Genomic DNA, 25,502 nt, shown 5'->3' on the forward strand with positions numbered 1-25,502 from the left:
CGGGAGGGCGGACAACCGGCGCGGGGACCACCGGCCGGGGGGACCCCAGCGTAACCAGGGCCCGCCCCGGCCGCATCGGACGCGGTGTCCGGGCCGGTCGGTGGCGCGGCGAGCCGCGCCGGACGGTCAGGCGATGTCCCGCCGGCGCATCGACCAGAAGGCCGCGACCAGCGCCAGCGCGCCGCCCAGGCCGAACACCAGCGCAGAGTCCTGCCAGGTGAGCACCAGCTCGGCCGGCTGGCACTGGCCCTTGGTGAACTCGCATGCCTGGTAGTCGAGCAGCTGCGCCTTCTTCATGAACCACGCCTGGGCGTACGTGGAGAGGACGTACCGCCCGCCGAACGGGACGGAGAGCACGCCGACCGCGATCCGGATGCCGATCTCGCTGATCGCGAAGACCGCCACGGCGGCGCCCAGCGCCATCGCGGTGTGCCGGCCGAGCGAGGCGAGCGCGAAGGCGACCGCGCCGACCGCCAGGATGATCCCGACCGCCCGCAGGCCGTCGAGCCCGAGCGACCGCCACACCCCGGCGGTCACCTTGGCGGTGGTCCCCCGGTAGCTGCCGACGAGCCAGAAGGCCAGGGTCCAGAACGCGCCGAGCACCAGGCTCACCCCGAGCACCGTGGTCAGCAGCGCGGCCAGCTTGGTGCCCAGCACGGCGAGCCGTTTCGGTCGCCAGAGCAGCAGGTTCATCATCCCGCCGGTGCTCCATTCCGCCCCGACGAAGGAGGCGCCGACGATGAACGCGAAGAGCGCCAGCGCGCCGGCGAAGACGGCGATGAACATCGGGAACTCGCCCCGGAAGTCGAACTGGTAGGGCAGGTTCCACTTCGGATCGAACATCTCCGGCTGCGGCTGCCAGTCCCGGCCGCAGTTCGGTCCGTACCGGTCCTCGGTGTTCTGGTCCCCGCGCGCCTTGGCCGCATCGCAGTCGGCGACGTTCCGCTGCCAGTTCGCCAGCTCGCGCTGGTAGTCGGCATCGGCCTTCGCCTGCGCCTCGGCCACGACCTCCTTCGACAGCTTGTGGCTGGAGAAGCTGAAGGCGGTGGCCACCCCGGCCAGCCCGAGCACCAGCAGGACCAACAGCAGCCGGGTGAGCCGGCGCTTGGCCAGCCGGCGCAGCTCGGTGACGTACAAACTCATGCGCCCCAACCTCCTCCGGTGCTGCCGGTGCCCGGCTCACCGACCTTCGCGGACTGGTCGACCTGCCGGTGCTGGCCGGGGACCGGCGCGGTGGCGGTCAGTTCGAGGAAGACGCTCTCCAGGTCGACCGCGACGGGCGTCAGCTCGCTGACGTAGAGGCCCTGCTCGGCGAGGAGACGGCTGACCGTGGCCGGCTTGTCGACGCCGGAGAGCATCAGGTGGTCCGGCTCGGCGGCGACCCGGATCCCGGCCCGGGTCAGCGCGTCGGCCGCCTGGGGCAGGTCGGTGGCCGCCTCCAGGCGGACCCGGACCGCGCCGTGCGAGTGCGCGGCGAGCACCTGCTCGACCGGCCCGAACGCGACCCGCCGGCCCAGCGAGATGATGGTGACCGAGTCGCAGATGAGCTGGATCTCGCCGAGGATGTGGCTGGAGAGCACCACGGTCATGTCGGCGGCGGCGAGGTCCCGCATCAGTGTGCGCATCTCCCGGATGCCGCCCGGGTCGAGGCCGTTGGCGGGCTCGTCCAGGATCAGCAGCTTCGGGTTCTTCAGCAGCGCGGAGGCGACCGCGAGCCGCTGTTTCATGCCGAGCGAGTAGGTCTTCACCCGCTCGCCGGCCCGGTCCCGCAGCCCGACCAGCTCCAGCACCTCGTCGACCCGCTGCCGGGGCAGCTCGCCGGCCCGGGCGAGCAGGCCGAGGGTGTCGCGGGCGGAGAAGTGCGGGAAGAACTGCGGGCTCTCCACGATGGCGCCGACCTGGCCGGCGACCGCCGGCAGCGCCTGCGGCAGTTCCCGGCCCAGGATGGCCATCCGTCCGCCGTTCGGCTGGATCAGGCCGAGCAGCGTCCGCAGCGTGGTGGTCTTGCCAGAGCCGTTGGGGCCGAGGAAGCCGTGCACCTGCCCGGCCTCGACCCGCATGTCGAAGCCGTCGAGCGCGTGGCGTGTCCCGCGTCTCCGGCTCCGGCTCCGGTACGTCTTACGGAGACCCTCGATCTCCAGGACAGCCGTCAAGCTGACCTCCCCCGATGAGTTAGGCGACAGCGGTCACCATACGCGGTATGCAGGCGAAGACAATACCGCGTATGCATCGGGTTCCGCCGAAAATCGCGTCGAACGCGCCGGACGGGTGTGCCTCAGGCGCAGACGACGTGCACGCCGGCGTCCCGGAACGCCTGCACCACGGCCGGGGACGCGCCGGAGTCGGTCACCAGCGTCTCCACCCGGTCCACCGGGCAGATCCGAGCGAAGGCGTGTCCGCCCAGCTTGGACGAATCGGCGATCACGACGACCCGCTTCGCCCGCGCCACCATCAGGCTGTTCATCGCCGCCTCGCCCTCGTGGTGGGCGGCGGCGCCGAGCTGCGGGTCGATCGCGTCCACGCCGAGCAGGGCGACATCCAGCGTCACCTCGCGCAGCAGCGCCCCGCCCAGCGGGCCGACCAGCTCGAACGACTTGGGCCGGACCACGCCGCCGGCCACCACCACCTTCATCCGCGAGCGGACCAGCAGCTCGTTGGCGATGTTCAGGGCGTTGGTGACCACGGTGAGCTGGGCGCCCTCGGCGCTGGTGTTGAGGTCCGGCCGGACGGCCAGGGCCCGCGCCACCTCGGTGCTGGTGGTGCCGCCGTTGAGACCGACCACGGTGCCCGGGGAGACCAGCGCGGCGGCGGCCGCCCCGATCCGCTGCTTCTCGGCCGAGTGCTTGGCGGTCTTGTAGCGCAGCGGCAGGTCGTACGAGACGCCGTTGGCGACCGCCCCACCCCGGGTACGCGTGATCATCTGCTGCTGCGCGAGCTGGTCGAAGTCACGCCGGATGGTCGCCTGGGAGACGTCCAGGCGCTCGGCCGCCTCCTCGACGCTGACCCGTCCGTTGTCGGTCAGCATCTCGAGCAACGCGTTCCATCGGGCGTACCGGTCCACCGCGGGGGCCTCCACTGACTCTGCACGAAGGGTGATTGATTGCGTGCACAGTAGTGCGCGAAACTACCAAGGCGCAAAACCCTGACCTGCGCGATCTGAGAGACGGTTGCCACGGCCACCCGGGTTCGCGCAGAATGGCGCGCGAAAGGCGGCTATATCGCGCCGTATTGCGCAAGGTCTCCCCTGGCGAGGAGTTGTCATGGCGTACGTGCACGCGGAGATCGCTAGCCAGCCCGACTGCTGGCGGGAGGCGGCACGGCTCGCCCCGACCGTCGCCGACCGCCTGCCGCGCCCCGGCGAGCGGGTCGCCGTCGTCGGTTGCGGCACGTCGTGGTTCATGGCCACGGCGTACGCCGGGCTGCGCGAGCAGGCCGGGCAGGGCGAGACCGACGCCTTCCAGGCCAGCGAGTTCCCCACCGGCCGCCGCTACGACCGGCTCATCGCGATCACCCGCTCCGGCACCACCACTGAGGTGCTGGAGCTGCTCGGCGCGCTGCGCGGCCAGGTCCCCACCACGGTCCTGGTCGGCGACCCCGCCTCCCCGGCCGTCGAGCTGGCCGACGCCGCGGTGACCATGCCCTTCGCCGACGAGCGCGCGGTCGTCCAGACCCGCTTCGCCACCACCGCCCTCGCGCTGCTCCGCGCCCACCTCGGCGAGGACCTGGGCCGGCTGGCCGCCGACGCGGAGGTCGCCATCCGCGCGCCGCTGCCGATCGACCCCGCCCGGATCGAGCAGGTCACCTTCCTGGGTCGCGGCTGGACTGTCGGGCTGGCCCAGGAGGCCGCGCTGAAGTGCCGGGAGGCGGCCACCTTCTGGGCCGAGGCGTACCCGGCGATGGACTACCGGCACGGCCCGATCTCGATCGGCGCCCCGGGCCGGCTGGTCTGGGCGTTCGGCGGGATCCCCGACGGGCTGCCCGAGGACGTCGCCGCCACCGGCGCCACCTTCGTGCACAGCCGTACGCACGGCTGCCACACGGTGCTGACCAGCTGGGCGGCCGGGCGTACCCCGGTCGACCCGATGGCCGACCTGATCATCGCCCAGCGGTTCGCCGTCGCGCTGGCCACCAGCCGCGGCCTCGACCCCGACGCACCCCGGCACCTGACCCGCTCCGTGGTGCTCGCGTGACGTCAAGCGGCGAGGTCGTCGTCGCGCTGGACGTGGGCGGCACCGGGATGAAGTGCGCCCTGGTCCGTCCGGACGGCACCACGGTGCACGTCGAACGGCACGCCACCGAGGCGTCGCGCGGTCCGGAGGCGGTGGTCGGCACCATCCTGGACGTCGCCGAAGGGCTGGCCGGCAAGGCCCGCGCCGACGGGCTGACGGCGGTGGCCTGCGGGATCGCCGTACCGGGGGTGGTCGACGAGGCCCGCGGCGTCGCGGTCTGGTCGGCGAACGTGGGCTTCCGGGACGTACCGCTGCGGGAACTGGCGCAGGCGCGGCTCGGTCTGCCGACGGCGCTCGGCCACGACGTGCGGGTGGGCGGCCTGGCGGAGGCCCGGCTGGGTGCCGGGCGGGACGCCGACCATGTGCTCTTCGTCGCGATCGGCACCGGCATCGCCGCCGCCCACGTGGTCCACGGGTCGGCCGCCGCCGGCGCGCACGGCGCCGCCGGCGAGATCGGCCACATCCTGGTACGCCCCGACGGCCCGCGCTGCGGCTGCGGCCGCCCCGGCTGCCTGGAGGCGGTGGCCTCCGCCTCCGCGATCGGCCGCCGGTACGCCGAACTGGCCGGCGCCCCGGCCACCGCGGCCGACGTGGCGGACCGGGCGGCGGCCGGCGAGCCGCTGGCCGGCCGGGTCTGGCAGGAGGCGGTCGAGGCGCTCGCCGACGGCCTCGCCACCGGCCAGGCGCTGTTCGACGTGGAGACCGTCGTGCTCGGCGGCGGGCTGGCCCAGGCCGGTGCCCGGCTGCTCGACCCGCTGCGCGCGGCACTGCGCGAACGCCTGACCTTCCACCGGGAGCCGCGCCTGGTCGCGGCGGCCCTCGGCGACGAGGCCGGCTGCCTCGGTGCCGCCCTGCTCGCCCTGGACGCCCGGGCCTGACCCCCTGGAGATGAGGAGCCGATGACCCTGCGCGTGACCGGCAAGGTGGTGACCCCGACCGGCGTGATCCGGCAGGGCTGCGTGGAAATCAGGGCTGACCGGATCAGTGGGGTCGCCGAGTACCCGTCGGTGCGCGACGGGCACTGGATCGTGCCGGGCTTCGTGGACATGCACACCCACGGCGGGGGCGGGCACACCTTCACCACCGGGGACGCCGACTCGGCCCGCGAGGCGGCCGCGTTCCACCTGCGGCACGGCACCACCACGCTGCTGGCCAGCCTGGTCAGCTCGCCGTTCGAGCTGATGCGGGACGCCACCGCCGCCTTCCGCCCGCTGGTCTCCTCCGGCGTGCTGGCCGGCGTCCACTTCGAGGGACCGTACCTGTCCGCGGACCGCTGCGGCGCGCAGAACCCTGAGTTCCTCCGCGACCCGTCCATCGCGGAGCTGGCGGAGCTGATCGAGCTGGGCGGCGGGACGGTCCGTATGGTCACCCTGGCCCCGGAGCGGGACGGCGCACTGGAGGCCATCAAGCTGCTCGTCTCGCACGGCGTGGTCGCGGCGGTGGGGCACACGGACGCCACCTGGGAGCAGACCCGGGCGGCGGTGGCGGCCGGGGCGAGCGTCGGCACCCACCTGTTCAACGGGATGCGCCCGCTGCACCACCGGGAGCCCGGGCCGGTGGTGGCCCTGCTCGACGCCCCCAACGTGGTCTGTGAGCTGGTCGCCGACGGGGTGCACCTGCACGACGGCATGCTCGGCTTCGCCACCACGGTCGCCGGCCCGGAGCGGGCCGCCCTGATCACCGACGCGATGGCCGCCGCCGGCATGCCCGACGGCGAGTACGAGCTGGGCGGTCAGGCCGTCACCGTGGCCGAAGGGGTGGCCCGGCTCAGCCGGGACGGCGCGATCGCCGGCAGCACCCTGACCATGGACGCCGCCCTGCGGCACGCCGTCGGGGCCGGCGTCGCCCTGCCCGACGCCGCCCGGATGGTCGCCACCACCCCGGCCCGCGCGATCGGCCTGGGCAACCAGGTCGGTGCGCTCCAGACCGGCCTCCGGGCCGACCTGGTCGTGCTCGACGACGACCTCAACGTGGTCCGGGTGATGCGCGCCGGCGCCTGGGTGGAGTGACGCGGCCCGCAGCGCCCAGCGGCGGAATCGCCCGGTAGGACAGGGCGGACTGCCGGATCATCCGCCGTTGAGCAGCGCCAGGCCCAGCGGGGTGAGCGTGTGGTGCACGGCGTTGCGGTCGCGGGCACTGGTGACCAGGCCCGTGGAGCGCAGCACGGTCAGGTGCCTGCTCGCCGACGGGACGCTGATGTGGAGCCGGTGGGCGATCTCCGACGTGGTTCCGCCTTCGGCGGCCAGCACGAGGATGGCGGCCCGAGTACCGCCCAGCAGGGCCGACAGGGATCCGGCCGCAGCCGCCGTCGACACCGTGCGGGCGTGCGGATGGATGGGGTAGACCAGCACCGGCGGCAGCAGCGGATCGGCGAGCACCATCGGCTTCTCGTGCCGCTTGAAGTAGCAGGGCACGAGCAGCAACCCCCTCCCGTCCAGGTGGAGGTCACGCTCGGCGATGTAGTCGGTGATCGTCAGAACGCCGCCGTCGAACCTGACGGTCGGGTGCAGGTCGTTGAGCAGCGCCGACAGGCCCTGGTTCAGCAGCCGTCGGGACCGCAACGCCCGGTCGGCGTCGAACGCGGAGTGGATCGCGTTCCACAGGGGCAGGATCGCGAGCCGGTAGTAGCGCTGGAGGCCCGCCCCGAGCTGGCGCAGGGCGGTCACGTCGCCAGCCGCCAGATCCGCGACGGCCGATGGGAGCCGGACCCCCGTCGACCCGAGCGTCGCCAGGTCGGAGGCGAGTCTGGCCTTGGGCGTGCGCAGCAGGGCGTCCAGTCCCGGCTCGAACCCGCCGGTCGCCTCGATGGGGGTGAGGAAGTCCGGGAAGTAGCCCGCCGGCGGGTTGATCGACAGCGGCAACGCCACCTCGGCCCGGTGACCGTGGCGCTGATGCAGCAACCCGAACGTTCGTTGCCGCCACCCGGCCAGCAGCGGATCCGGGCACCGGACCCGCAGCCAGTGCATGCTGAGCACGCTTTCCCACAGCGGGTCAGGCGCACGGGCGATCCGGGTGCGGGCGAGGTCGGCAGCGGTGAAGTGAATCCGAAGCATGACGGTTCCCGGGTCGGCTGGACGTGCGTCCAGTCTGACAACCGTCCAGCCGTCACGGTTCCGCCGACCGGATCGCGACGACCGACTCCGGGCCGGCATCGTCGGACCAGGGTGTTTTCCGCAGGGGGCAAAGACGTTGCGGCCCGTGATCGGCCGCCACCAAGATCGACGGCCATGAAGACCTTCCTGCGCACCACAGTGGTCGGAGGCGTATTCGTAGCCGTCCTGGCCCTGCTCGCACCGACCGCCTACGCCGCGCTGCCCACCCTGAAGTCAGGCGACTACCTCCAGCGGCGATTTCTGGAGAACCAGCCACCGGGAACCGGCCGCATGTGGGTGAAGAACTCCAGCGGTCAGATCATCGGCTCGTACGAGCTGTGGGCCGAGGTCGGCAGCACGCCGCGCACCATGCGCATGCTCACCCTCTGTGTCCACGATGAGCTCGCCAACGGCCGCGGCGTCGTTCTCCGGGTAATGGTCAAGTACGGCAGCAATTCCAGCAAGGACCTCGGCTACTTCAAGGACCGCGCCGACTGCTATTCCGGCGTCCAGGTCACCACGCCCTCCGACATCTGGGCGCTCGACGCCGACCACGGCGAGGCCTGGGCCGGCATCCCCTACCAATACACCGGAAACTACGACCGCTTCGGCCTCTGGACGCCCAACACCGGCCTGTGGCCATCGTTCGACTGAGCTCAGCCTGAACGTGGGTGCGACGTTGCTTGAGCCTGTTGAAGCGGCGTTCGACCACGTTGCGCCTGCGGTAGGTCACCCTGTCGAAGGCTGGTGGCCTACCGCCGGCGTGGCCGGGGGCGAGCAACGCCCTGGGCAGTACATCTAGCCGGCGGTGGGGACCTCGACGCCGAGGACGGCCTGCTCGTCCGGACGGTGCACCAGCACGTCCGCCAGGAACGACTGCACCGCGTGGCGCATGCCGACGTCCCGGCCGGCCTGCTCGGAGAGCAGCCACTTGTGCTCGATGATCTGCGCGAACAGCTCCTGCGGCTCCAGCTTGCGCCGCAGGTGCGCCGGCACCGCCCGGACCACCGGCTCGAAAACCTCGGTCAGCCAGCGGTGCGCGGCCTGCTGCTCGTCGGCCAGGTCGCTCTCCACCCGGTACGCGTCCAGGTCGTTGAGGAGCTTGCGGGCCTGGTTCTCCTCGGCGTCCAGGCCGGTCAGCCGGAGCAGCCGGCGAGTGTGGTAGCCGGCGTCGACAACCTTGGGCCGGACCAGGTACCGGCCGTTGTCCGCCGTCGACATGGCCACCTCGGCGACGTCGAAGCCCAACTCGTTGAGGCGTCGGATCCGGCTCTCGATGTCGTGCCGGGCCGCCCGCTCTACCTGCTGCTCGTAGGTGATCTCGTGCCAGAGCCGCTCGTACCGCTGCACGACCTCCTCGCAGACCACCTCCGGGTCGATCGACTCGTGCAGCAGCCCGGCGGCCTGGAGGTCCAACGCCTCGCCGAAGATGTTGACCCGGGCGATCTCCAGGTCCTCGCCGCGCTGGCCGTTGGAGAGCGAGCGGTGCAGCGCTCCGGTCTCGGCGTCCACCAGGTAGGCGGCGAACGCGCCCGCGTCCCGGCGGAACAACGTATTGGACAGCGAGCAGTCGCCCCAGAAGAAGCCGGTGAGGTGCATCCGGACCAGCAGCACCGCCAGCGCGTCGAGCAGCCGGTTCATGGTCTCCGGCCGCAGCGTCCGGGAGAAGAGCGCGCGGTAGGGCAGCGAGAACTGGAGGTGCCGGGTGATCAGCACCGGATCCAGCGGCTCGCCGTCCTCGGTCTGCCGGTCGGCCACGATCGCGACCGCCTCGACCGACGGGAAGTCGATCCGCTCCAGGGCCCGGAGCAGGTCGTACTCCCGCTCGGCCACCCGTTCGCCGGTCTCCTTCACCGCGTACACGTAATCGCCGAGGCGGACGAAACGCACGATGTGCCGCGAGATGCCCTGGGGCAGTGCGACCAGGTGCTGGGCAGGCCACTCCTCCAGCGGGGTCGACCAGGGAAGGTCGAGCAGCGCCGGGTCGACGAGGGCCGAGGTGATCCGCACGGCCACAAGTGTGACCGCTTCCCCCGGCGAGCGCTTCCCATCGTGAACCGGCACACAGCCGCCGGCGCCCGCGCCGGTCCGGCGCCGCCGACGGCCGGTAGCGTGGTCGCGTGCGGGAGACCACAGGGGTACGCGAGAAGCTGCGGCTCCGGCCCGTCCGACCGGCCGGCTGGTGGTTCGACGGGCTGCTGCTCGCCGTCCTCGTCGGGCTGACCGTGGCGCTGGCCACCGGCCACCTCTTCGGTCTCGACCGTGCGGTCGCCGACTGGGCCGACGCCCACCGTCCCACCGTTGCCGAGTGGACCGCCCGGATCCTTAACCTGCTGGGTCAGGGCACCCCGCTGACGCTCCTTGCGGCCGGCCTCGGCGTGCTGCTGGCGATCCGGCTCCGCTCGGTCCGTCCGGTGCTGCCGCCAGTGGTCGCGTTCGTGCTCACCTACCTGACGATCGGGCCGCTCAAGGTGTGGACCGCCCGGCCGGCGCCCAGCGCCAGCATGAAGGAGCCGTTCCTGTCGCCGGAGCAGACGCTGCCGCTCTTCCAGCACGAGCTGCCGGTGCGCTTCGCCCAGTCCTACCCGTCGGGGCACGTGGCCAACGCGATCGTCTGGTACGGCGTGCTCGCCCTGCTGCTGGCGCCGCTGCTACGCACCTTCGGCCGGACCATGCCACCCCGGCTGGCCACCATGGTCCGGGTGCTGCCGCCGCTGATCGTGCTCTGCACCACCACCTACCTCGGCTGGCACTGGCTGACCGACTCGGTCGCCGGGCTGCTGCTCGGGTTGCTGCTGGACCGGTTGCTGCACCGGGTGCCCTGGGACGGCCTGCCGTTGCCGGAACGGTTGCGGAACTGGGACCGCCCGTTCACCTCGTACCCCTAGGGTCCGGGCGTGGATCATCTGACGCGGCGGCTGGGCGTACCCGATGCGGTGGTCATCGGTCTGGGATCGATGCTCGGCGCGGGCGTCTTCGTGGTCTTCGCCCCGGCCGCGGCGGCGGCCGGCGGCTTCGGGCTGCTGGTCGCGTTGGCCCTGGCCGGCTTCATCGCCTTCTGCAACGCGACCAGCTCGGCCCGGCTGGCGGCCCGCTACCCGGAGTCCGGCGGCACCTACGTCTACGGCCGGGAACGCCTGCACCCGTTCGCCGGCTTCCTCGCCGGCTGGGGGTTCGTGGTCGGCAAGACGGCGAGCTGCGCGGCGATGGCGCTGACCATCGGGGCGTACCTCTGGCCGGGGCGGGCGCGGCTCGTCGCGGTCCTCGCGGTGGTGGCGGTGACCGCGGTGAACCTGCGCGGTATCGGCAAGACCGCCACCGCCACCCGGATCCTGGTCGGCGTCGTGCTCACCGTCCTCGCCGTGGTCGCGGTGACCGGCGCGCCGCACGTCGCCCTCGACCGGCTGGACGGTGTGGCCGGCACCGGGATCCGGGGCGTGCTGACCGCCGCCGGCCTGCTCTTCTTCGCCTTCGCCGGGTACGCCCGGATCGCCACCCTCGGCGAGGAGGTACGCGAACCGGAGCGGACCATCCCGCGCGCGGTGCCGGTGGCCCTCGGCATCGTGCTGGCGATCTACCTGGTGCTGGCCGTGGTCGCCCTCGGCGTGCTGGGCGAGCAGCGGCTGGCCGGCTCGGCCGCGCCGCTGGCCGACGTGGTCGGGGCCGCCGGGCTGCCCGGACTGGCCTGGCTGGTCCGGGCCGGCGCGACCGTGGCAGTGACCGGGGTGCTGCTCTCCCTGCTCGCCGGGGTCGGCCGGACCACCCTGGCGATGGCCCGCCGCCGAGACCTGCCCGGTGCGCTGGCCGCCGTGCACCCGCGCACCCGGGTGCCGCACCGCGCCGAGCTGGCCGTCGCCGCCGTGGTGATCGTGGTGGTGGCCCTCGGCGGCGTCCGCGGCGCGATCGGCTTCTCCAGCTGCACGGTGCTGGTCTACTACGCGATCACCAACGCCTCATCGCTCACCCTGGGCCGCGACCGGGACCGGAGGATCCCGGTGCAGTTGCTCGCCGCGCTCGGGCTGGTCGGCTGCCTGGTGCTGGCGGTCAACCTGCCGGTGGCGAGCGTGCTCGCCGGCTTCGGCGTGCTCGCCCTCGGCGCCCTCTGGTACGCCCTCCGCCACGCCGTCGGGGCAGCCTGAGCCCGCTACTCGGGCGCGGGTCGGGTGCAGATGATCCACATGTCGTATTCCTCGACGGTCACCCCGCAGACGACGTCACCGGCGACCGACATGGCCACGAACTCCGGCTCCCCCCGGTAGGGCCCGAGCTCTCCGAGTCGTACCGGCTCGTCCGGCAGCCGGACCAGCGCCCAGTCGCCGTCCGCGCCCGACAGGCTCACCAGCAGTCTGCCGTCGTCGCTCACCACGCGATGCTCGACCAGGAGGCGGCGCCACTCCCGCTCCAGGCGGGCCGGCCCATCCTCCTCGTCGTGGCCGACTCGACAGGCGGCGTGCGTCAGCGAGCTGATCACCGGCCGCCAGGCCGCCGCACGCGAGGGCAGCCCCGGCGCGGCGTACGGCGCTTGAAGGACAGGCAAGCCGGCCGCACCCAGGCGGTCCACCGACGACATCGTCAGTCGGTCTCCCGAGGATGGGCGGTGCCCGCGTATGTCAACCACACCGTGCGGCGGTCGTCATCGATCAGGTACCAGATGCGACCACCACCGGTGACCTCGTACTGCCAGCGTTCCAGGGCCTGGCCCTTCCATTGAGCGGTGGCCAGCGAGCCCTTGAGCCGGTGATGGCATTCCGAGCTCGCCTTCGACCTCGGGTCGGCGCGCAGTAGGTCGTAGGCGCGGCGCAGGTTCGTGGCCGCCTGCCGGGCGAGTTGCTCCCAGCCGTCGGCGGCCGCCGAGTCGGCGAAGCGCAGCTCGTACTCACCATCGACCGCGGGCGGAGCTGCCCGGTCGCCGCGCTTCGGACTCATCGCTCCGCGCCCGGCATCGGCACCGGGCCGAGGTCGCCGCTGGGCTCCCTGGTCACGATCTCCAGCAGGGTCGGGTCGGCATGAATCTCGGCGGTATGCCGCCACTGGGTCAGCAGGACCGCAACCGGCGACAGGTTCTCCAGCGATGCAGCGCCCTGGGCAACCGTGGTCAGTTCGGCAAGCAACTGGTCGACGTCCGCGTCGGGTAGGAAGGCCACCCACGGCAGCGCCTCGTTCAGCACCCGGCGAACCACCTCAGCCGGCTCGGTCCGCACCAGACCGGCGAGGAGCCGGGCGGTGAAGTCAACGACGATCGCGTCCCGCTCCAACTGGTCGGCCCGGGTCAGCGCGAGGTCCCCGGCGTCACGGCGGCGCAAGCGCAGGGCCCGCACCTTGTCGAGCCGGTCGGCAGCAGCCGCCGGCCGGTGGAGGAACTCGCTGAAGGGAAGCTCTTCGTAGACCGCACCCACGACATCCACACTACCGTGGAAGTCCTGTCCCGTGCGCTGTCGACACCCTGATCACGATGGCCAGCCGTACCAGCCGGGGGACGTCTCGCATTCAGTCCTCCGGCTGGCGCGGCACCGGCAGACCCGTGGGCTCCGGCGAGATCGGGGCGGTCTCCCGGAGCAGGGCGCTCAACCCGGCCCGCCGGGCCACCACGGTCAGCCGGTCCCCGGCCTGGATCACCATGCGCGGGTCGGTGGACCAGTCGGTCTTCTGCCCGGCCCGGGTGTGCGCGAGCAGGCGTACCTCGCCGGGGCGGGCCACCGCGGCGAGCGGGCGGCCGTCCAGCGGGGAGCCGGCGACCACCGGCACCTCGGTGACCAGCAGCGCGTGCCGGTCGACCGGGATGGTGGCGATGACCGCGCGATCCAGCAGCGCCGCCGCGAACGCGGGCGCGGCCAGGTACGACACGCTGCGCGAGATGCCGATGCCGAACGCCTTCTGGACCCGTTCGGCGAAGTCGCCGTCGAAGAGGCGCAGCACCACCTGCAGGTCGGGGTCGAGGCTGCGGGCGTTCAGCGCGGCGCGCAGGTTGGTGCCGTCGTCGGTGGAGACCACCACCAACGCCTGGCAGGTGGCCACCGAGGCGGCCCGCAGGGTCTCCTCCAGCCCGGCGTCCCCGACGATCAGCGGTACGCCGAGCCGGTGGGCGAGGGCGGCACCGCGCGCGTCGGGGTTCTTGTCGATGGCGACCACCTCGACCCCGAAGTCGTGCAGCTGGGCCATCACCCGGGTGCCGATGTTGCCGAGCCCGACCACCACCACGTGCCCGGTGCGGTCGGGTTGGATCCGGCCATTGTGCAGGGCGAGCCGGGCGTTGACGATGCCGTCGACCACGGCGGCGGTGATCAGCGGGATCAGCGCCAACCCGGCCAGGTTGAGCACCACCTGCATGACCTGAGCGGCGACCGGCTTGTTGACGTCCGGATCCTGCCCGCTCAGCGTGGTGACCAGGGTGAGGTAGAGCGCCTCGGACCAGTTCAGATCCGACGCGCGGGCGTTCAGCCAGCCGAGGACGGCGATCACAGCCAGCAGCACCAGCACCGCGATACCGATCTTGCGGGTGGCGAAGCTGCGGACCGCTCGGAGCAGCACCAGCACGGGCTCCCGGCGGCGCCGGGCCCGGACCAGCCGGCGGGCGGCCAGCTCGGTGCCGGGTGGCTGCCCGGTCGCCTCGGCCAGCACCACGTCGGCCGACGGCTCGTCGGCGGGCAGCACCCGGACCAGCTGCGGGTCCGTCGTGACGGCCAGCCCGCAGAGCACGTCCTGCGGGCGTACGTCGGCACGGCGGGCCACGTAGAGGGTGCGGCCGGCGTGCCGGAAGTGGGTGGGGGCCAGCTCGCCCAGCGCGGCGGCGACGAACGCCGGGGCGGCCATCGAGGCGTCGGAGAGGACCGCCGAGTCGGGGAAGAGCTGCCGCAGGCCGTTGGCGAGGCTGGTGTTGAACATGCGTACCACCAGGCGCAGCCGGGGCTCGACCTCCTGGGCGCAGAGCGCTGCGTGCATGTTGCCCACGTCGTCCTGGTGCAGCAGGGCCAACCCGTCCGCGCCGGCCAGGCCGGCCCGGCGGAAGGTGGCCTCGTCGAGCCGGTCGGCGAGGACCACCTGTACGCCCTCGAGGTCCCGGCCGTCCGGTCCGTCGGAGCGGCGACGCTCGGGCAGGACCAGGGTGATCCGGACCTGCCCGGTGGGCGACTCGGTGGCCAGTAGCGACCGGACCACCCAGTAGGTGAGCGGGTCGGAGCCGCAGACCACGTAGTGCGGGCGGGTGTCCCCGTTCATCCGGAGCCGCCAACCGGTCGCGCGGCGCGCGCGGTCGCGCAGGGGCTCGGCCATGCCCGGATCGTAGTCAGTCGATCGCCGTACGCGCAGCCCCCTTTGATCATGAACGCATGGTGTTCCCAGGTACGGGTAGAGCAGCGGCATGCAGACGTTCCTCCCGTACCCGGACTTTCTGGCGAGCGCCCGGGCGCTGGACCAGAAGCGGCTGGGCAAGCAGCGGGTGGAGACCATCCAGGTGCTGCGCGGGCTGACCCGGCCGGACTACGGCTGGCGCAACCACCCGGCGGTGAAGATGTGGGCCGGGTACGAGGAGGCACTGACCCGGTACGGGCTGGACATGTGCGCCGTGTGGTCCGAGCCGGGCCGGGCGGACACCTGCGCGGCGACCATGACCACCGATCTCGCCACCGCCTGCGGGATCGAGACCATCCGCACCCAGGCGGAGCTGGCCGAGGCCGGTGAGCTGCCGCCCTGGTTGGGGCGGGAGGACCTGCACCGCAGCCACCGCTCGTCCCTGCTGCGCAAGGACCCGGCGCACTACGGCCCGCGCTTCGGCGACGTCCCGCCCGACCTGGAATACGTCTGGCCCGCGTCGGATCGGCAGCGGCGCTGCCTGCTGCCGCCGGACGGCTGAGCCGGCAGACTGGAGGCCTCTCGGCAGGGAAGGTACACATGGCACTGTCGCGAGTGTTCGGTCGGCTCATCGGCGTACGCGAGCACGTGGTGGACCCCGGCGGTGGTGGTGCACCCCGTGTGCCGCGCCCGGTGCGGGCGGTGGTGGTCGGCGGCGGCATCGCCGGCATGTCGGCGGCGGTGGTGCTGGCCGAACGCGGCGTGGACGTGACCGTGCTGGAGGCCGCGCGCACCCTGGGCGGCCGGCTGGGCGCCTGGCCGGAGGAGCTGCCGGACGGCCCGCAGCGCAACGAGCACGGCTTCCACGCGTTCTTCCGGCAGTACTACAACTGGCGGTCGGTCCTCCGCCGGGTCGACCCCGACCTGGGCTTCCTCAAGCCGGTCTCCGGCTATCCGATCCTGTCGGCGCAGTGGCCGACCGAGGAGTTCGGCCGGCTTCCCCCGGCGCCGCCGGCCAACCTGCTCGCCCTGCTGCTACGCAGCCCGAGCCTGCGCCTGACCGACCTGCGCACGATGGACCGGGACGCCGCGCTGCCGCTGCTCAGCTACGACCCGGTACGCACCTACGCCGAGTTCGACGGGCGGACCGCCGACGAGCTGCTCACCTCGCTGCGGCTGCCGGACCGGGCCCGGGCGATGCTCTTCGAAGTCTTCTCCCACTCGTTCTTCAACCACGAGGCGGAGATGTCGGCCGCCGAGCTGATCGCCCAGTTCCACTTCTACCTGCTCGGCAACCCGGAGGGGCTGGCCTTCGACTGCCCGGACGAGGACTACGCCACGGCGATCTGGGAGCCGTTGACCCGGCACGTGGAGCAGCACGGCGGCCGGGTGCGCACCGGCACCCCCGCCGCTCGACTGGACCGGACGCCGGGCGGCTGGCGGGTGACCACCGCCGACGGCGGCACCCACGACGCCGGGCACGTGGTGCTCGCCGTCGACCCGCCCGCGACCGCCGCGCTGGTCGCCGCGTCCCCCGGCCTGGTCGCGGCGGCGCCCCGGCTGGTGGCGCGGATGCCCGCGTTCGGCAAGCCCGGTCCGCCGTACGCGGTGGCGCGCTACTGGCTGGACGGGGACGTCGCGCCGGACCGGGCACCCTTCAGCGGGGTGTCCCGGCAGGCCACGCTGGACTCGGTGACCCTCTACCACCGGCTGGAGCGGGAGCCGCGCCGCTGGGCCGAGCGCACCGGCGGCTCGGTGGTCGAGCTGCACGCGTACGCCTGCGAGCCGGACGTGCCGGCGGAGGAGCTGGCCGAGCGGATGCGGGTCGAGCTGACCGCGCTCTGGCCGGAGGCGGCCGGACTGCGAGTCCGCGAACTGCGCGCCCGGGTTGCGGCGCAGGCCCCCGCGTTCGCCCCGGGCAGTCATGCCCGGCGGCCCGGCGTACGCACCGACGCCGACGGCCTCTACCTGGCTGGCGACGGGATCCGCACGGAGTTTCCGAGCGCGCTGATGGAGCGGTCGGCGGCGACCGGGATCCTCGCCGCCAACCAGATCCTGCGGGCCGAGGGCACCGCGGCCGAGCCGGTCCGCTCGGTCCGCCCCCGCGGCCTGCTCGCCCGGCGGTAAGGAAGGGCGCCTTCTTGACGCCTGGTGTCGAGAAGGGTGCCCTTCTCACGGTCGGCGGCGCTGTCGGCAGGGGCATCGAAATGCGTTGCCCGCCGCTGCGCCCCGCGCCTACCGTGATCCCCGCAAGGTCAACCAGCCCGTCGGGGAGCATGTCATGTCGTTGTCGCACGTCACGTGCGGGTCGCCAATGCTGCCTGTCGATGGTTACCGAGCCGAAGGTCCCCGCGCCGGGAGGCCCGACTGACGCCTACCCGCGTCGTCGCCGCCCGGTCCCGTGGACCGGGCGGCTTTTTGCTGCCGCACCACCGATCGTGAAGGGAGAGCCCGGTGGACGCCGTCCTCGTCATCAACGCCGACCTCGGCCCGCTGCACCGGGTCACCGTCCAGCACGCGATCCGGATGCTCTGCCGGCGGGTCGCCGAGATCCACGAGGCCGAGCCGGACCAGGTGATCGGGGTGTTCCCGATGCCGCGCGTGGTCCGCCTCGTCCGGTACGTGGTCACCCGCTGGCGGTTCAGCGCCGGCCCGGCCTGGTCCCGGGCCGGCGTGCTGCGCCGCGATGCCCGGCGCTGCGCGTACTGCGACGCCCCGGCCAGCACGATCGACCACATCCTGCCCCGCTCGCGCGGCGGCCGGAACACCTGGAAGAACACCACCGCCGCCTGCTACGAGTGCAACCAGCGCAAGGGCGACCGGACGCCGGCCGAGGCGGGCATGCCGCTGCGGCGCGAGCCGGTGACGCCGAGCTGGGCGGCGCTCGCCGGGCGGTGACGGGCCGGCCGGCGGGCACGGGGGGCCGCGTCGGAGGTACGCCTCCGGCGCGGCGCCCGCCGGCCCTGAGCGTGGTCGTGCCCACGGCGAGCTCCCGGGCCGGAGCGCTCCGTCTGCCTCCCGAGTCGGCGGGCTAACTGGGGCGGGGAACGATGACGGTCGACACCGGGCTGCCGAGCTCGACGGTGCGCGAGACCGTGCAGAGCCGGTCGTGTGACATCTGCACGGAGCGCGGCAACACTTCCCGCGCCGCGTCGCCGGCTTCGCCGTCCGGGAACGCGACGACGAACTCCACCCTCAGGTTCTCCATCCGGTTTCCGCCGGCTTCGTCCCGGATCTTGTCGCCCGTCACCTTCACGGTGAACTCGCTGGGCTCCGCGCGCCGGCTGGTCACGAGGTCGACATCGATTGCGGTGCAGCCGCCGATGGCCGCCAACAGCAGCTCCACCGGCGTGAAGCTGTCGTCGTCGCCCATCCCGATCGAGATCGAGCCGCCGCGTACGTTCCGGGCGACGTACCGCCCGACGCTGGTGCGCTCGATGTCCACCGAGCGGAAAGTGTCATCAGTCATGCGACCGAAACTACCGAGGCACTGCTCCTCATCGCGTCGAGTACTGGGGTGTGTAGCGCCGGAGCACCGGTCGCTCGACCGCACTGATCAACGCGTAGAGACCGACCGAGACGACGACCACGAGTACCGCTCCGGCCCACAGGGTGCCGAAGCGCGAGCTGCTGTAGGCGACGACGAGCAGGCTGCCCAGGCCGTCGCCGGTCGCCAGCCATTCGGCCAGGGTCGCACCGCCGATCGCCGCAGGCACGGCGATCCGTGCCGACGCGAACAGCGCCGGCAGCGCGTACTGCAGGCGGACCATGGTCACCGTGTGGAACGGCGAACCACCCATCGAGGTGACCAGATCGCAGGCGGGCAGCGGTGCCGCGCGCAGCCCGACGGAGAGGTTGACCAGGGTGGGGAAGAAGACGACCAGCGCGACGATCACCGACACACCGAGCAGGCCGCGGCCGAAGACGAGCGCGATCAGCGGCGCCATGGCTACCAACGGGACCGACCGGAGAACGATGGCGACCGGCATCATCGTCTGTTCCACCGCGCGAATGGTCACCACGACGATCGCCATCACCACGGCGACGACCGTGCCCACGAGGTAGCCGATGGCCGCGTCCAGCAGCGTGACCCTGAGCGCCGCCCACAGCTCGTGGCGATGCGCCGCGGCGTCCGGGTCGGCTGCGACATACTGGAAGACATCGACCGGCGTCTTGGCGAAGTAGCCGTTCAGGTCGAACAGCCGAAGCAGCGCATACCATCCGACCAGCGTCACGGCCACGGACAGCAGCAGGAAGCCGGCGGTTTCGAGCGCTCGGTAAATCCTGCCGCCGCGGCGGTCGGCAGCGTCGACGGTGCCCGCTCCCACATCCAGCTGCTTGCCCACCCAAGGCGTCAACAGCCGGGCGACGACGGCGGTGGCGGCATACAGCAGCCCGGCCAGTGCCGAGATCACCAGTGCGATCCCCCAGGTCCGCTCCACCTCGAACGACGATTGGGCCTGGACGAGCGCGACACCCAATCCACGGCTCGCGCCGAGATACTCCCCGATGATTGCCCCGAGCAGTGCGGCCGGGGCCGCGATGCGGAGACCGGCGAAGAGGCTCGGCAGCGCGGCACGGATCCGCACCAGCCGCAGGGTCTGCCAGCCCGACCCGCCGCAGGCGTGGACGAGGTCCACGGCGGCCTTGTCGCTTGAGCGCAGGCCGACGACAGTGGCAACGAGCGTCGTGAAGAACACGGACAGCGCCGCGAGGGCTTCCTTCGGCGCGTCACCGGGAAGCACCACCACGAGGATCGGCGCGATGGCCACGAGCGGGACGCAGTAGCTCGCGATGGCCAGGCGGAGCAGCACGCGCTCGACCGCCGGGAGGCGAACGAAGAGCACGGCCAGCAGGATCGCGGCCAGGTTGCCCCAGACGTACCCGACCATGGCCTCCCGCAGTGTGACGGCCATGTTCGCTTCGTGCGCGGACCGGTCCTGCCAGATCTTGACCGCCACGTCGAGCGGAGCCGGGATGACCTTCAGATCGGCGAGGCCGCTCGAGAGCGCGGTCCAGACGAGCAGCACCAGGCCGAGTCCGACTGCGCCGGGCAGCGCCCGTCGCAGCCACGCAGGCGCAGGGGCAAGCGCCAACGAGGCGGGTGCTCGCACCGCCGGGTTCGGTTTCATCAGAGCTCTGCCTCTTCGGTGGACTGCTGGGTGAAGAGCAACTCGCCCAGGTGGTCGCAGAGCGCGTGGAATTCGGCGCTCCGCAGGATCTCCGGGGTGCGGGGTCGAGGAAGGTCGACATCGACCGTCGACAGGACCCGGCCCGGCCGCCGCGCCATGACCACGACCCGGTCGGCCAAGAAGACGGCCTCCGCGATCGAATGGGTCACCAACAGCGTCGTCGTCGCGCGCTCCAGCCAGATCCGCTGGAGTTCGAGGTTGAGACGCTGCCGCGTCATCTCGTCGAGCGCGCCGAACGGCTCGTCGAGCATGAGCACGTCGGGGTTCATCGCCAGGGTGCGGGCAATGGCCACGCGTTGACGCATCCCCCCGGAGAGCTGGCCGGGACGTGCCTGCTCGAAGCCGTTGAGCCCCACCAGCTTGATGAGATCACGGATCTCCGCTGGATCCGCCTTTCGGCCGGCGACCTGGAACGGGAGCCGAATGTTGGCCTCGACACTGCGCCACGGCAGCAGCGCGGAATCCTGGAAGGCGACGCCGACGCGGTGCTCGCGACGTACCCGATCGGGTTCCTGGCCGTGCACGAGCACGCGACCTGAGGTGGCGGTCTCAAGGCCGGCGAAGATCCGCATGAGGGTCGACTTCCCGCAGCCCGAGGGGCCCAGGAGGGCGGTGAAGGAACCGCTGGCGGTGGTCAGGTCGACCTCGTTCAGCGCCAGTACGGTGGATCGGCCCATCCGGAACGACTTGGTCACGCCGGCGGCGACCAGCCCCTGCGCTGCTGGCGGGGTGGCCGCTGCGCCGATGGGCGCCGCAACCTCGCTCATTTCCGCTCCGCTCTCGCCGCCGCGAGGAGCCACTCGCGGTAGGTCGTGTCCCGGTGCGGGACCTCGTTGTTCACGAATGCGCCCGTCTCCAGGAAATGGAGCAGGTCGCGGCCCATCTCCTGACCACGTCGGGTGTGCATGTCCAGCGCATGGTCCGGGATCTGCGGCAGTCGCTGTCCGTTCTGCACAACCCCCGCCGCCCAGTTGGCCAGTTCGTCGGACGTCCGGTCCTTGGTGCTACCGACGAGCACGCGGATGGCGTGCACGGCGAAGAGGAACCGGTCGCCGCGCCCGCGCGGCACGCGCGCGTGCATGCGATAGACCGCATCCACAATGACCGGCTCGAGGAAGGATCCCGAACCGACGTCTTCCACGGAGATGACCTGCAGCCGGTGCCAGAGGCACTCCTCCAGCTCCTCGCTGGTCGCGTACATCTCGTAGGCGAGCAGTGTCGCCTCCTCGAGCTCGCCGCGACGGACCGCCTTCTGGAACGCCGAGATGACCTCGTCCGCCGCGAGGTCGTGCAGCGTCCTGACCTTGGTCCACGGATCGAACTGCCGCACGGACCCGCTCTCCTCCCCGGTCGTCATGACCTACACCGTGGTCTTTCCCTGGAACACGTCTTCCAGGATCGTCGTGTCGAACAGGTCTTCGGCCGAGGTGGTGATGCCCACTGACGCCATCGTCTTGATGTTGGACTCGATGCCGTCCTTCGACATGGCGAGAAGACCGTTGGTCTTCGTCTCCGGCGTCGAGATCAGCGGGACGAATGCCTGAGCGGTGAGCAACTGCTCGGCGGAGTTGAGTTGAAGGCTCTTTCCGTACTTCTCGACGGCGAGCTTCGCCCCGCGCTGAGGATCCTGAACCGCGTCCTGCCAGCCCTTCACGCTGGCGCGCATCAGCTTGACGAGCCGCGCTCGCTTCTGCTTGTCGGCAAGCGTTTCCTCGCTGACGACGAAGGCGTCGGCCCACAGTCCGTAGCCGAAGTCCGCGAGCAGGAAGGCCTCCGCCTCGATCCCCTGACGCTTGAGCTGGATGGGCTGAGACGTCAGGAAGGAGGCGAAGGCGTCCACCTCGCCGTTGACCAGGGGAGCCGGGTCGAACTGGACCGGCACGTACTTGACCGACTTGGGGTCCACCCCGTTCGCCTTGAAGAACGCGTTGTAGATCTCGATGCCGGACTGCTGCACGCCGAGCCGCTTGCCGACCAGGTCCTGCGGCGTACGGATGGGGTTCTTGGCCAGGGACATCACGGCCGAGGGGTTCTTCTGCAGGGTGGCGCCGACGATCTTCAGCGGGGCGCCCTCCTTACGCGCCCGGGCGACGGTGTCGACCGAGTCGAGTCCGACGAACGCCTTCCCACTGGCGACCAGGGGCCCTACGGACACCGACGGTCCGCCCGGGACGATGGTCGTCTGCAGGCCCTCCTTCGCGAAGTAGCCCGCGTCGTCCGCGATGAAGATGCCCATGTTTTCGACGTTCGCGAGCCAGCCGAGTTGGAAGGTGACCGGGGCGGCACCCGTGGAGGTGGATTCGGTCGGGTCTCCGCCGCAGGCTGCGAGAGTTCCGCCAGCTGCGGCCAGGAGCGCCCCGCCACCGAGGATTTTCGCGGTCGCGGACAAGAAGTCACGGCGAGTGGTCGGCATGTCGATGTCCAATCAGGTCGGGCGTCGGTGAGAGGTGTGGAAGGGGTGCCTGGGCGCCGGCGTTGCGCTTCCGGTGGCCGCGATCGGTGCTGGATCCCGGGGTGGCGCGGTCGATCCGCGGACCAGCAGCTTGGTCTCCAGCACGATCCGACGCGGCGTCGAGTCCTGGCTGTCCTGCAGTCGTCCGAGGAGGAGCCGCATGGCCAGGGCCCCCTGTTCTTCCATCGGGCGGTCGACGACCGTGAGGGGCGGCGGCAGCAACGCCGCCAGCTGGAGATCGTCGAAGCCGACGAGGGACACCTGGTCCGGCACCCGGACGCCGAGGTCGTGCAGAGCACGCAGCGCCCCGATCGTCATCAGATTGTTCGTGACGTAGATGGCGGTCGGCGGGTGCTCCAGCGCGAGGAGGCGCATCACCGACTGGTAGCCGCCCTCCTCACGGAAATCGCCAAGCTCGTGGTAGGCCTCGGGCGGTTCCACCCCCCGCGACTTCAGTGTCTCGAGGAAGCCTTCGCGGCGCTGTCGGCCGGGGGTCGAGTGCTGGGTGCCGTTGACGATCGCGATCCGCCGATGGCCGAGATCCAGAAGATGCTCCGCGGCACGTCGACTTCCTCCGGCGTTGTCGACCAGCACGGCGTCGAACATCGGGGACCCACCGATCTCGCGATCGAGGAAGACGACAGGCAGACCGGCTTGATGCGCGCGCAACGGCGCGTCGTCGGACTCGACCGTCGGCGCCAGGATGACCCCGTCGACGCGGCCGACAAGATCCGCGAGGACGGAAACCTCCCGGTCCACGTTCTCGTCGGTGTTGTAGAGGAACAGGTTGTAGTCGTCCTGCCGTGCCACCGCCTCCGCGCCCTTCACCACGGCGGCGAAGAACGGGTTGGTGACGTCGGGAACGACGAGCGCGATCGACCTCGTACGTCCCGAGCGCAAGCTGCGCGCAACCGGGCTCGGACGATAGTCCAGCTCCTGGACGGCCGCCCGGATCGTGTCGGCCGCGCGGACCGACTGACCTGCGAGAAACCGCGAGACCGTCGTCGCGGAGACGCCGGCACGGCGCGCCACGTCGGCAATCGTCGCGTCAGACATCGCGGGTCACCCGTCCTCTGAAATCGAAACCTGGTATCGATTGCACCGGACCGTAGAACCGTGCGAGCATCCCCGTCAAGCACCTGGAAGAGATCCCCGAGATCCGACCTCGCGGAGAGACAACGCATGAGCTTGGGCAGCCACCCCACGGCCTGGAACCGCACGCCATGAGCACTGTCGAAGGGGCGCGCATCGTCGTCATCGGCAGCACGATGATCGACATGATTTCGTACATGCCGCGGGTCCCGGACGCGGGCGAGACGCTGATCGGTGACCAGTTCGCCCTCGGCTTCGGCGGCAAGGGAGCCAACCAGGCGGTCATGGCACGACGACTCGGCGCGCACGTCTGGATGGTCGGCTGCCTCGGCACCGACGTCTTCGGCGACATGACCGTGGACAACTTCCACGCGGCTGGGATCGACACCACCTACGTCACGCGCACGCCGGAGGCCAGCAGCGGGGTGGCACCGATCTGGGTGGAGGCTGGTGGGCACAACCGGATCGTCTGTGTTCCGGGCGCGAACGCCTACATGACCGAAGATCAAGCGAAGACCGCGGTCGAGTCGGTCCCCGGGGTCGACGTCGTCGTCGGGCAGTTCGAGGTTCCCCAGGCCGTGACCGCCGCCGGCTTTCAAGCGGCCAAGGCGCGGGGCGCGATCACCATCCTGAACCCCGCGCCCGCCGCGGAGATCAGCACCGAACTGCTCGCTGTCACCGACTGGCTCATCCCCAACGAGGTGGAGTTCGGCTTCCTGGCCGGAGCCGGGGCGGCGGAAGATGTCAGCAGCGCCCCGACGGATGCGACGCTCGCCGAGGTGGCGCAGCGCTTCGGCGTGAAACTCGTGGCGACACTCGGCGAGGCAGGTGCCGCCGTCCTCGACGCTTCGGGAGCCGTCGTCCGGATCACGCCGCCGAAGACGAGGGTGGTGGACACCACCGGCGCCGGGGACGCCTTCGTCGGCGCATTCTCGTACGGGCTCGCCGCCGGGCTCCCACCCACGGCCGCCGCACGGCTGGGCTGTGCGTGCGCGACCGCCAGCGTGGCCCGCCCAGGCACTCAGTCGTCGTTCCCGGTGGCTGGCGACCTGGACGACGCCCTCGCCTGGGCGGCCACCGGATTGTGACCCAGCGCGGCGCCGGTTCGCGGCCCTGCCGTTCTGCCGGCGGACTTCCTGATCGCCCCAATCCCCGTCGAAGGCTTCGACGCCCACCGACGGAGGGCGGTCGAACGGCGGTCAGGGACGGCCGGGTGGCGCCCAGCCGAAGCGCGGCGGCCGACGCTCGTTGGCCGCCGCCACCCCCTCGCGGGCCTCGCCGCTGGCCCGGACCTGCCCGTGCCACCAGGCGATCCGGTCGCCATCGGCGCGGCCGTCAATGATCTCCTTGGCCGCCGCCACGGTGAGACGGGAGCGCTCGGCGATGGCGGCGGTGAGCGCCGCCACCCGGGCATCCAGCGCGTCGGCCGGCAGCACCTCGTCGACCAGGCCGATCCGCAGCGCCCGCTCGGCGTCCACCAGCTCGCTGCTGAAGAGCAGGTGCTTGGCGGCGGACGGCCCGACCAGCCGGGCCAGCCTGCGGGTCGTCGGCGCCGGGTAGACCAGCCCGAGCCGCGCCGGGGGTACGCCGAACCGTGCGTCCGCGGCGGCCAGCCGCAGGTCGCAGGCGACGGCGAGCTGACACCCGCCGCCGACGCAGGCGCCCCGGACGGCGGCCACGGTGGGCTTGGCGAAATCCGCGAGCCGCTCCTCGGCGGCCACCGCGATGCTGCCGTCGCCGGCCTCCAGCAGTTCGTCCAGGTCGCCGAGGTCGGCGCCGGCGCAGAAGGTGCCGTCGGCGCCGGTGAGCACCAACGCGTGTACTGCCGGGTCCGCCTCCAGGCCGTCGAGCAGCACCGGGAGCTGGCGCCACATGGCCGGAGTCATCGCGTTGCGGCGGGCCGGATTCCGAATCACCACGGTCGCCACCGGGCCGGTCACCGTGACGGTCAGCTCCGCGTCCGACATGTCTCCCCCTCCGCCCGTGGTCCGGCCGACCATAGCGGCGGGGCCCGGTGACCACCCGCCTGGGGTGGCCGCCGGGCCCCGGGTTCGGCGGCTACGTCAGGAGACGTTCACCGCGGTGTCGTCGATGACGAAGGAGGTCTGCAGCGAGATGTCCTCCGTGCCGGTGAACTTCAGGGTGACGCTCTGGCCGG

General features: G+C 72.0%; 26 protein-coding genes. 10 read left to right on the forward strand and 16 right to left on the reverse strand.

The window, feature by feature from the left end:
* Positions 1 to 126 precede the first annotated feature (126 nt).
* The 3 genes from ACFYOS_RS25385 to ACFYOS_RS25395 all read right to left on the reverse strand — a co-directional run bounded on the left by ACFYOS_RS25385 (position 127) and on the right by ACFYOS_RS25395 (position 3,061).
* The gene (locus tag ACFYOS_RS25385) at positions 127 to 1,143 is read right to left on the reverse strand and encodes an ABC transporter permease subunit (protein ID WP_387146407.1); all 1,017 of its coding nucleotides are present in this window, start codon (positions 1,141 to 1,143) and stop codon (positions 127 to 129) included.
* Positions 1,140 to 2,153 (reverse strand): ATP-binding cassette domain-containing protein, encoded by a 1,014-nt coding sequence (locus ACFYOS_RS25390; RefSeq protein WP_387146410.1) that lies wholly within the window; start codon positions 2,151 to 2,153, stop codon positions 1,140 to 1,142. Before ACFYOS_RS25390 ends, ACFYOS_RS25385 begins: the two co-directional genes overlap by 4 nt.
* Before the next feature lie 122 nt (positions 2,154 to 2,275).
* Entirely contained in the window at positions 2,276 to 3,061 is a 786-nt protein-coding gene (locus ACFYOS_RS25395; RefSeq protein WP_387146492.1) for a DeoR/GlpR family DNA-binding transcription regulator, read from the reverse strand.
* 199 nt (positions 3,062 to 3,260) lie between these two features.
* Here ACFYOS_RS25395 and ACFYOS_RS25400 point away from each other — a divergent pair, with 199 nt between their 5' ends.
* From ACFYOS_RS25400 to nagA, 3 genes are read left to right on the forward strand one after another with little or no spacing between them, the layout of a single operon-like run.
* Positions 3,261 to 4,190: an SIS domain-containing protein gene (locus ACFYOS_RS25400; protein WP_387146413.1), complete on the forward strand. Its 930-nt coding sequence runs from the start codon at positions 3,261 to 3,263 to the stop codon at positions 4,188 to 4,190.
* Positions 4,187 to 5,107, forward strand: coding sequence for an ROK family protein (locus ACFYOS_RS25405; RefSeq protein ID WP_387146416.1), 921 nt, complete (start codon positions 4,187 to 4,189; stop codon positions 5,105 to 5,107). Before ACFYOS_RS25400 ends, ACFYOS_RS25405 begins: the two co-directional genes overlap by 4 nt.
* A 21-nt stretch (positions 5,108 to 5,128) precedes the next feature.
* On the forward strand, positions 5,129 to 6,238 hold the full coding sequence (gene nagA, locus ACFYOS_RS25410) for an N-acetylglucosamine-6-phosphate deacetylase (protein ID WP_387146419.1): 1,110 nt from the start codon (positions 5,129 to 5,131) through the stop codon (positions 6,236 to 6,238).
* A 57-nt stretch (positions 6,239 to 6,295) separates the two neighbouring features.
* Here the strand turns inward: nagA and ACFYOS_RS25415 are convergent, their stop codons facing one another.
* On the reverse strand, positions 6,296 to 7,282 hold the full coding sequence (locus ACFYOS_RS25415; protein ID WP_387146422.1) for a helix-turn-helix domain-containing protein: 987 nt from the start codon (positions 7,280 to 7,282) through the stop codon (positions 6,296 to 6,298).
* Positions 7,283 to 7,456: 174 nt separating this feature from the next.
* Here ACFYOS_RS25415 and ACFYOS_RS25420 point away from each other — a divergent pair, with 174 nt between their 5' ends.
* Entirely contained in the window at positions 7,457 to 7,975 is a 519-nt protein-coding gene (locus tag ACFYOS_RS25420) for a hypothetical protein (RefSeq protein WP_387146425.1), read from the forward strand.
* Positions 7,976 to 8,119: 144 nt separating this feature from the next.
* On the opposite strand, the gene ACFYOS_RS25425 is transcribed toward ACFYOS_RS25420, so the two are convergent.
* On the reverse strand, positions 8,120 to 9,331 hold the full coding sequence (locus ACFYOS_RS25425; protein WP_387146428.1) for a DUF4032 domain-containing protein: 1,212 nt from the start codon (positions 9,329 to 9,331) through the stop codon (positions 8,120 to 8,122).
* Between the two features lie 140 nt (positions 9,332 to 9,471).
* On the opposite strand from ACFYOS_RS25425, the gene ACFYOS_RS25430 reads away from it, so the two are divergent.
* On the forward strand, positions 9,472 to 10,209 hold the full coding sequence (locus ACFYOS_RS25430; protein ID WP_387146495.1) for a phosphatase PAP2 family protein: 738 nt from the start codon (positions 9,472 to 9,474) through the stop codon (positions 10,207 to 10,209).
* Between the two features lie 9 nt (positions 10,210 to 10,218).
* Positions 10,219 to 11,460, forward strand: a complete 1,242-nt coding sequence (locus ACFYOS_RS25435) for an APC family permease (protein ID WP_387146431.1) — start codon at positions 10,219 to 10,221, stop codon at positions 11,458 to 11,460.
* 5 nt (positions 11,461 to 11,465) lie between these two features.
* On the opposite strand, the gene ACFYOS_RS25440 is transcribed toward ACFYOS_RS25435, so the two are convergent.
* From ACFYOS_RS25440 to ACFYOS_RS25455, 4 genes are all read right to left on the reverse strand, one after another.
* Positions 11,466 to 11,882, reverse strand: coding sequence for a hypothetical protein (locus ACFYOS_RS25440; protein WP_387146434.1), 417 nt, complete (start codon positions 11,880 to 11,882; stop codon positions 11,466 to 11,468).
* Positions 11,883 to 11,893: 11 nt separating this feature from the next.
* Complete coding sequence (locus tag ACFYOS_RS25445; protein WP_387146437.1) at positions 11,894 to 12,247, reverse strand: hypothetical protein; 354 nt, start codon at positions 12,245 to 12,247, stop codon at positions 11,894 to 11,896.
* On the reverse strand, positions 12,244 to 12,717 hold the full coding sequence (locus ACFYOS_RS25450; protein ID WP_387146440.1) for a hypothetical protein: 474 nt from the start codon (positions 12,715 to 12,717) through the stop codon (positions 12,244 to 12,246). Before ACFYOS_RS25450 ends, ACFYOS_RS25445 begins: the two co-directional genes overlap by 4 nt.
* A 91-nt stretch (positions 12,718 to 12,808) precedes the next feature.
* A complete protein-coding gene (locus ACFYOS_RS25455) occupies positions 12,809 to 14,590 on the reverse strand; it encodes an NAD-binding protein (protein WP_387146442.1) in 1,782 nt (593 codons plus the stop codon).
* An 88-nt stretch (positions 14,591 to 14,678) separates the two neighbouring features.
* Between ACFYOS_RS25455 and ACFYOS_RS25460 the strand changes: the two genes are divergently transcribed.
* The 3 genes from ACFYOS_RS25460 to ACFYOS_RS25470 all read left to right on the forward strand — a co-directional run bounded on the left by ACFYOS_RS25460 (position 14,679) and on the right by ACFYOS_RS25470 (position 17,506).
* The gene (locus ACFYOS_RS25460) at positions 14,679 to 15,170 is read left to right on the forward strand and encodes an MSMEG_6728 family protein (protein WP_387146444.1); all 492 of its coding nucleotides are present in this window, start codon (positions 14,679 to 14,681) and stop codon (positions 15,168 to 15,170) included.
* Between the two features lie 38 nt (positions 15,171 to 15,208).
* Positions 15,209 to 16,735 carry an FAD-dependent oxidoreductase gene (locus ACFYOS_RS25465; RefSeq protein ID WP_387146447.1) on the forward strand — a complete coding sequence of 509 codons (1,527 nt, stop codon included), beginning with the start codon at positions 15,209 to 15,211 and terminating at the stop codon, positions 16,733 to 16,735.
* Between the two features lie 327 nt (positions 16,736 to 17,062).
* Positions 17,063 to 17,506 carry an HNH endonuclease gene (locus ACFYOS_RS25470; RefSeq protein ID WP_387146450.1) on the forward strand — a complete coding sequence of 148 codons (444 nt, stop codon included), beginning with the start codon at positions 17,063 to 17,065 and terminating at the stop codon, positions 17,504 to 17,506.
* A 133-nt stretch (positions 17,507 to 17,639) separates the two neighbouring features.
* On the opposite strand, the gene ACFYOS_RS25475 is transcribed toward ACFYOS_RS25470, so the two are convergent.
* The 6 genes from ACFYOS_RS25475 to ACFYOS_RS25500 all read right to left on the reverse strand — a co-directional run bounded on the left by ACFYOS_RS25475 (position 17,640) and on the right by ACFYOS_RS25500 (position 23,308).
* Positions 17,640 to 18,053: an OsmC family protein gene (locus ACFYOS_RS25475; protein WP_387146453.1), complete on the reverse strand. Its 414-nt coding sequence runs from the start codon at positions 18,051 to 18,053 to the stop codon at positions 17,640 to 17,642.
* A gap of 52 nt (positions 18,054 to 18,105) precedes the next feature.
* The gene (locus ACFYOS_RS25480) at positions 18,106 to 19,638 is read right to left on the reverse strand and encodes an ABC transporter permease (RefSeq protein ID WP_387146456.1); all 1,533 of its coding nucleotides are present in this window, start codon (positions 19,636 to 19,638) and stop codon (positions 18,106 to 18,108) included.
* 101 nt (positions 19,639 to 19,739) lie between these two features.
* Positions 19,740 to 20,567, reverse strand: a complete 828-nt coding sequence (locus ACFYOS_RS25485; protein ID WP_387146458.1) for an ABC transporter ATP-binding protein — start codon at positions 20,565 to 20,567, stop codon at positions 19,740 to 19,742.
* Entirely contained in the window at positions 20,564 to 21,157 is a 594-nt protein-coding gene (locus tag ACFYOS_RS25490; protein WP_387146461.1) for a hypothetical protein, read from the reverse strand. Before ACFYOS_RS25490 ends, ACFYOS_RS25485 begins: the two co-directional genes overlap by 4 nt.
* A 3-nt stretch (positions 21,158 to 21,160) precedes the next feature.
* Positions 21,161 to 22,213: an ABC transporter substrate-binding protein gene (locus ACFYOS_RS25495; RefSeq protein WP_387146464.1), complete on the reverse strand. Its 1,053-nt coding sequence runs from the start codon at positions 22,211 to 22,213 to the stop codon at positions 21,161 to 21,163.
* Positions 22,214 to 22,225: 12 nt separating this feature from the next.
* Positions 22,226 to 23,308: a LacI family DNA-binding transcriptional regulator gene (locus ACFYOS_RS25500; protein ID WP_387146467.1), complete on the reverse strand. Its 1,083-nt coding sequence runs from the start codon at positions 23,306 to 23,308 to the stop codon at positions 22,226 to 22,228.
* 167 nt (positions 23,309 to 23,475) lie between these two features.
* On the opposite strand from ACFYOS_RS25500, the gene ACFYOS_RS25505 reads away from it, so the two are divergent.
* On the forward strand, positions 23,476 to 24,432 hold the full coding sequence (locus ACFYOS_RS25505) for a ribokinase (protein ID WP_387146469.1): 957 nt from the start codon (positions 23,476 to 23,478) through the stop codon (positions 24,430 to 24,432).
* Positions 24,433 to 24,543: 111 nt separating this feature from the next.
* Here the strand turns inward: ACFYOS_RS25505 and ACFYOS_RS25510 are convergent, their stop codons facing one another.
* Positions 24,544 to 25,311 carry an enoyl-CoA hydratase/isomerase family protein gene (locus ACFYOS_RS25510; protein WP_387146472.1) on the reverse strand — a complete coding sequence of 256 codons (768 nt, stop codon included), beginning with the start codon at positions 25,309 to 25,311 and terminating at the stop codon, positions 24,544 to 24,546.
* Between the last annotated feature and the right edge of the window lie 191 nt (positions 25,312 to 25,502).

This window comes from Micromonospora sp. NPDC005806, from assembly GCF_042871425.1.
Taxonomy (GTDB): domain Bacteria; phylum Actinomycetota; class Actinomycetes; order Mycobacteriales; family Micromonosporaceae; genus Micromonospora.

What these genes read in the sequence shown, in the direction of transcription:
- ACFYOS_RS25385 (WP_387146407.1), bottom strand. Translation starts at nt 1,143, where the DNA reads ATGAGTTTGTACGTCACCGAGCTGCGCCGGCTGGCCAAGCGCCGGCTC.
- ACFYOS_RS25400 (WP_387146413.1), top strand. Translation starts at nt 3,261, where the DNA reads ATGGCGTACGTGCACGCGGAGATCGCTAGCCAGCCCGACTGCTGGCGG.
- nagA (WP_387146419.1), top strand. Translation starts at nt 5,129, where the DNA reads ATGACCCTGCGCGTGACCGGCAAGGTGGTGACCCCGACCGGCGTGATC.
- ACFYOS_RS25415 (WP_387146422.1), bottom strand. Translation starts at nt 7,282, where the DNA reads ATGCTTCGGATTCACTTCACCGCTGCCGACCTCGCCCGCACCCGGATC.
- ACFYOS_RS25420 (WP_387146425.1), top strand. Translation starts at nt 7,457, where the DNA reads ATGAAGACCTTCCTGCGCACCACAGTGGTCGGAGGCGTATTCGTAGCC.
- ACFYOS_RS25445 (WP_387146437.1), bottom strand. Translation starts at nt 12,247, where the DNA reads ATGAGTCCGAAGCGCGGCGACCGGGCAGCTCCGCCCGCGGTCGATGGT.
- ACFYOS_RS25455 (WP_387146442.1), bottom strand. Translation starts at nt 14,590, where the DNA reads ATGGCCGAGCCCCTGCGCGACCGCGCGCGCCGCGCGACCGGTTGGCGG.
- ACFYOS_RS25460 (WP_387146444.1), top strand. Translation starts at nt 14,679, where the DNA reads ATGCAGACGTTCCTCCCGTACCCGGACTTTCTGGCGAGCGCCCGGGCG.
- ACFYOS_RS25465 (WP_387146447.1), top strand. Translation starts at nt 15,209, where the DNA reads ATGGCACTGTCGCGAGTGTTCGGTCGGCTCATCGGCGTACGCGAGCAC.
- ACFYOS_RS25485 (WP_387146458.1), bottom strand. Translation starts at nt 20,567, where the DNA reads ATGAGCGAGGTTGCGGCGCCCATCGGCGCAGCGGCCACCCCGCCAGCA.
- ACFYOS_RS25490 (WP_387146461.1), bottom strand. Translation starts at nt 21,157, where the DNA reads ATGACGACCGGGGAGGAGAGCGGGTCCGTGCGGCAGTTCGATCCGTGG.
- ACFYOS_RS25495 (WP_387146464.1), bottom strand. Translation starts at nt 22,213, where the DNA reads ATGCCGACCACTCGCCGTGACTTCTTGTCCGCGACCGCGAAAATCCTC.
- ACFYOS_RS25500 (WP_387146467.1), bottom strand. Translation starts at nt 23,308, where the DNA reads ATGTCTGACGCGACGATTGCCGACGTGGCGCGCCGTGCCGGCGTCTCC.
- ACFYOS_RS25505 (WP_387146469.1), top strand. Translation starts at nt 23,476, where the DNA reads ATGAGCACTGTCGAAGGGGCGCGCATCGTCGTCATCGGCAGCACGATG.
- ACFYOS_RS25510 (WP_387146472.1), bottom strand. Translation starts at nt 25,311, where the DNA reads ATGTCGGACGCGGAGCTGACCGTCACGGTGACCGGCCCGGTGGCGACC.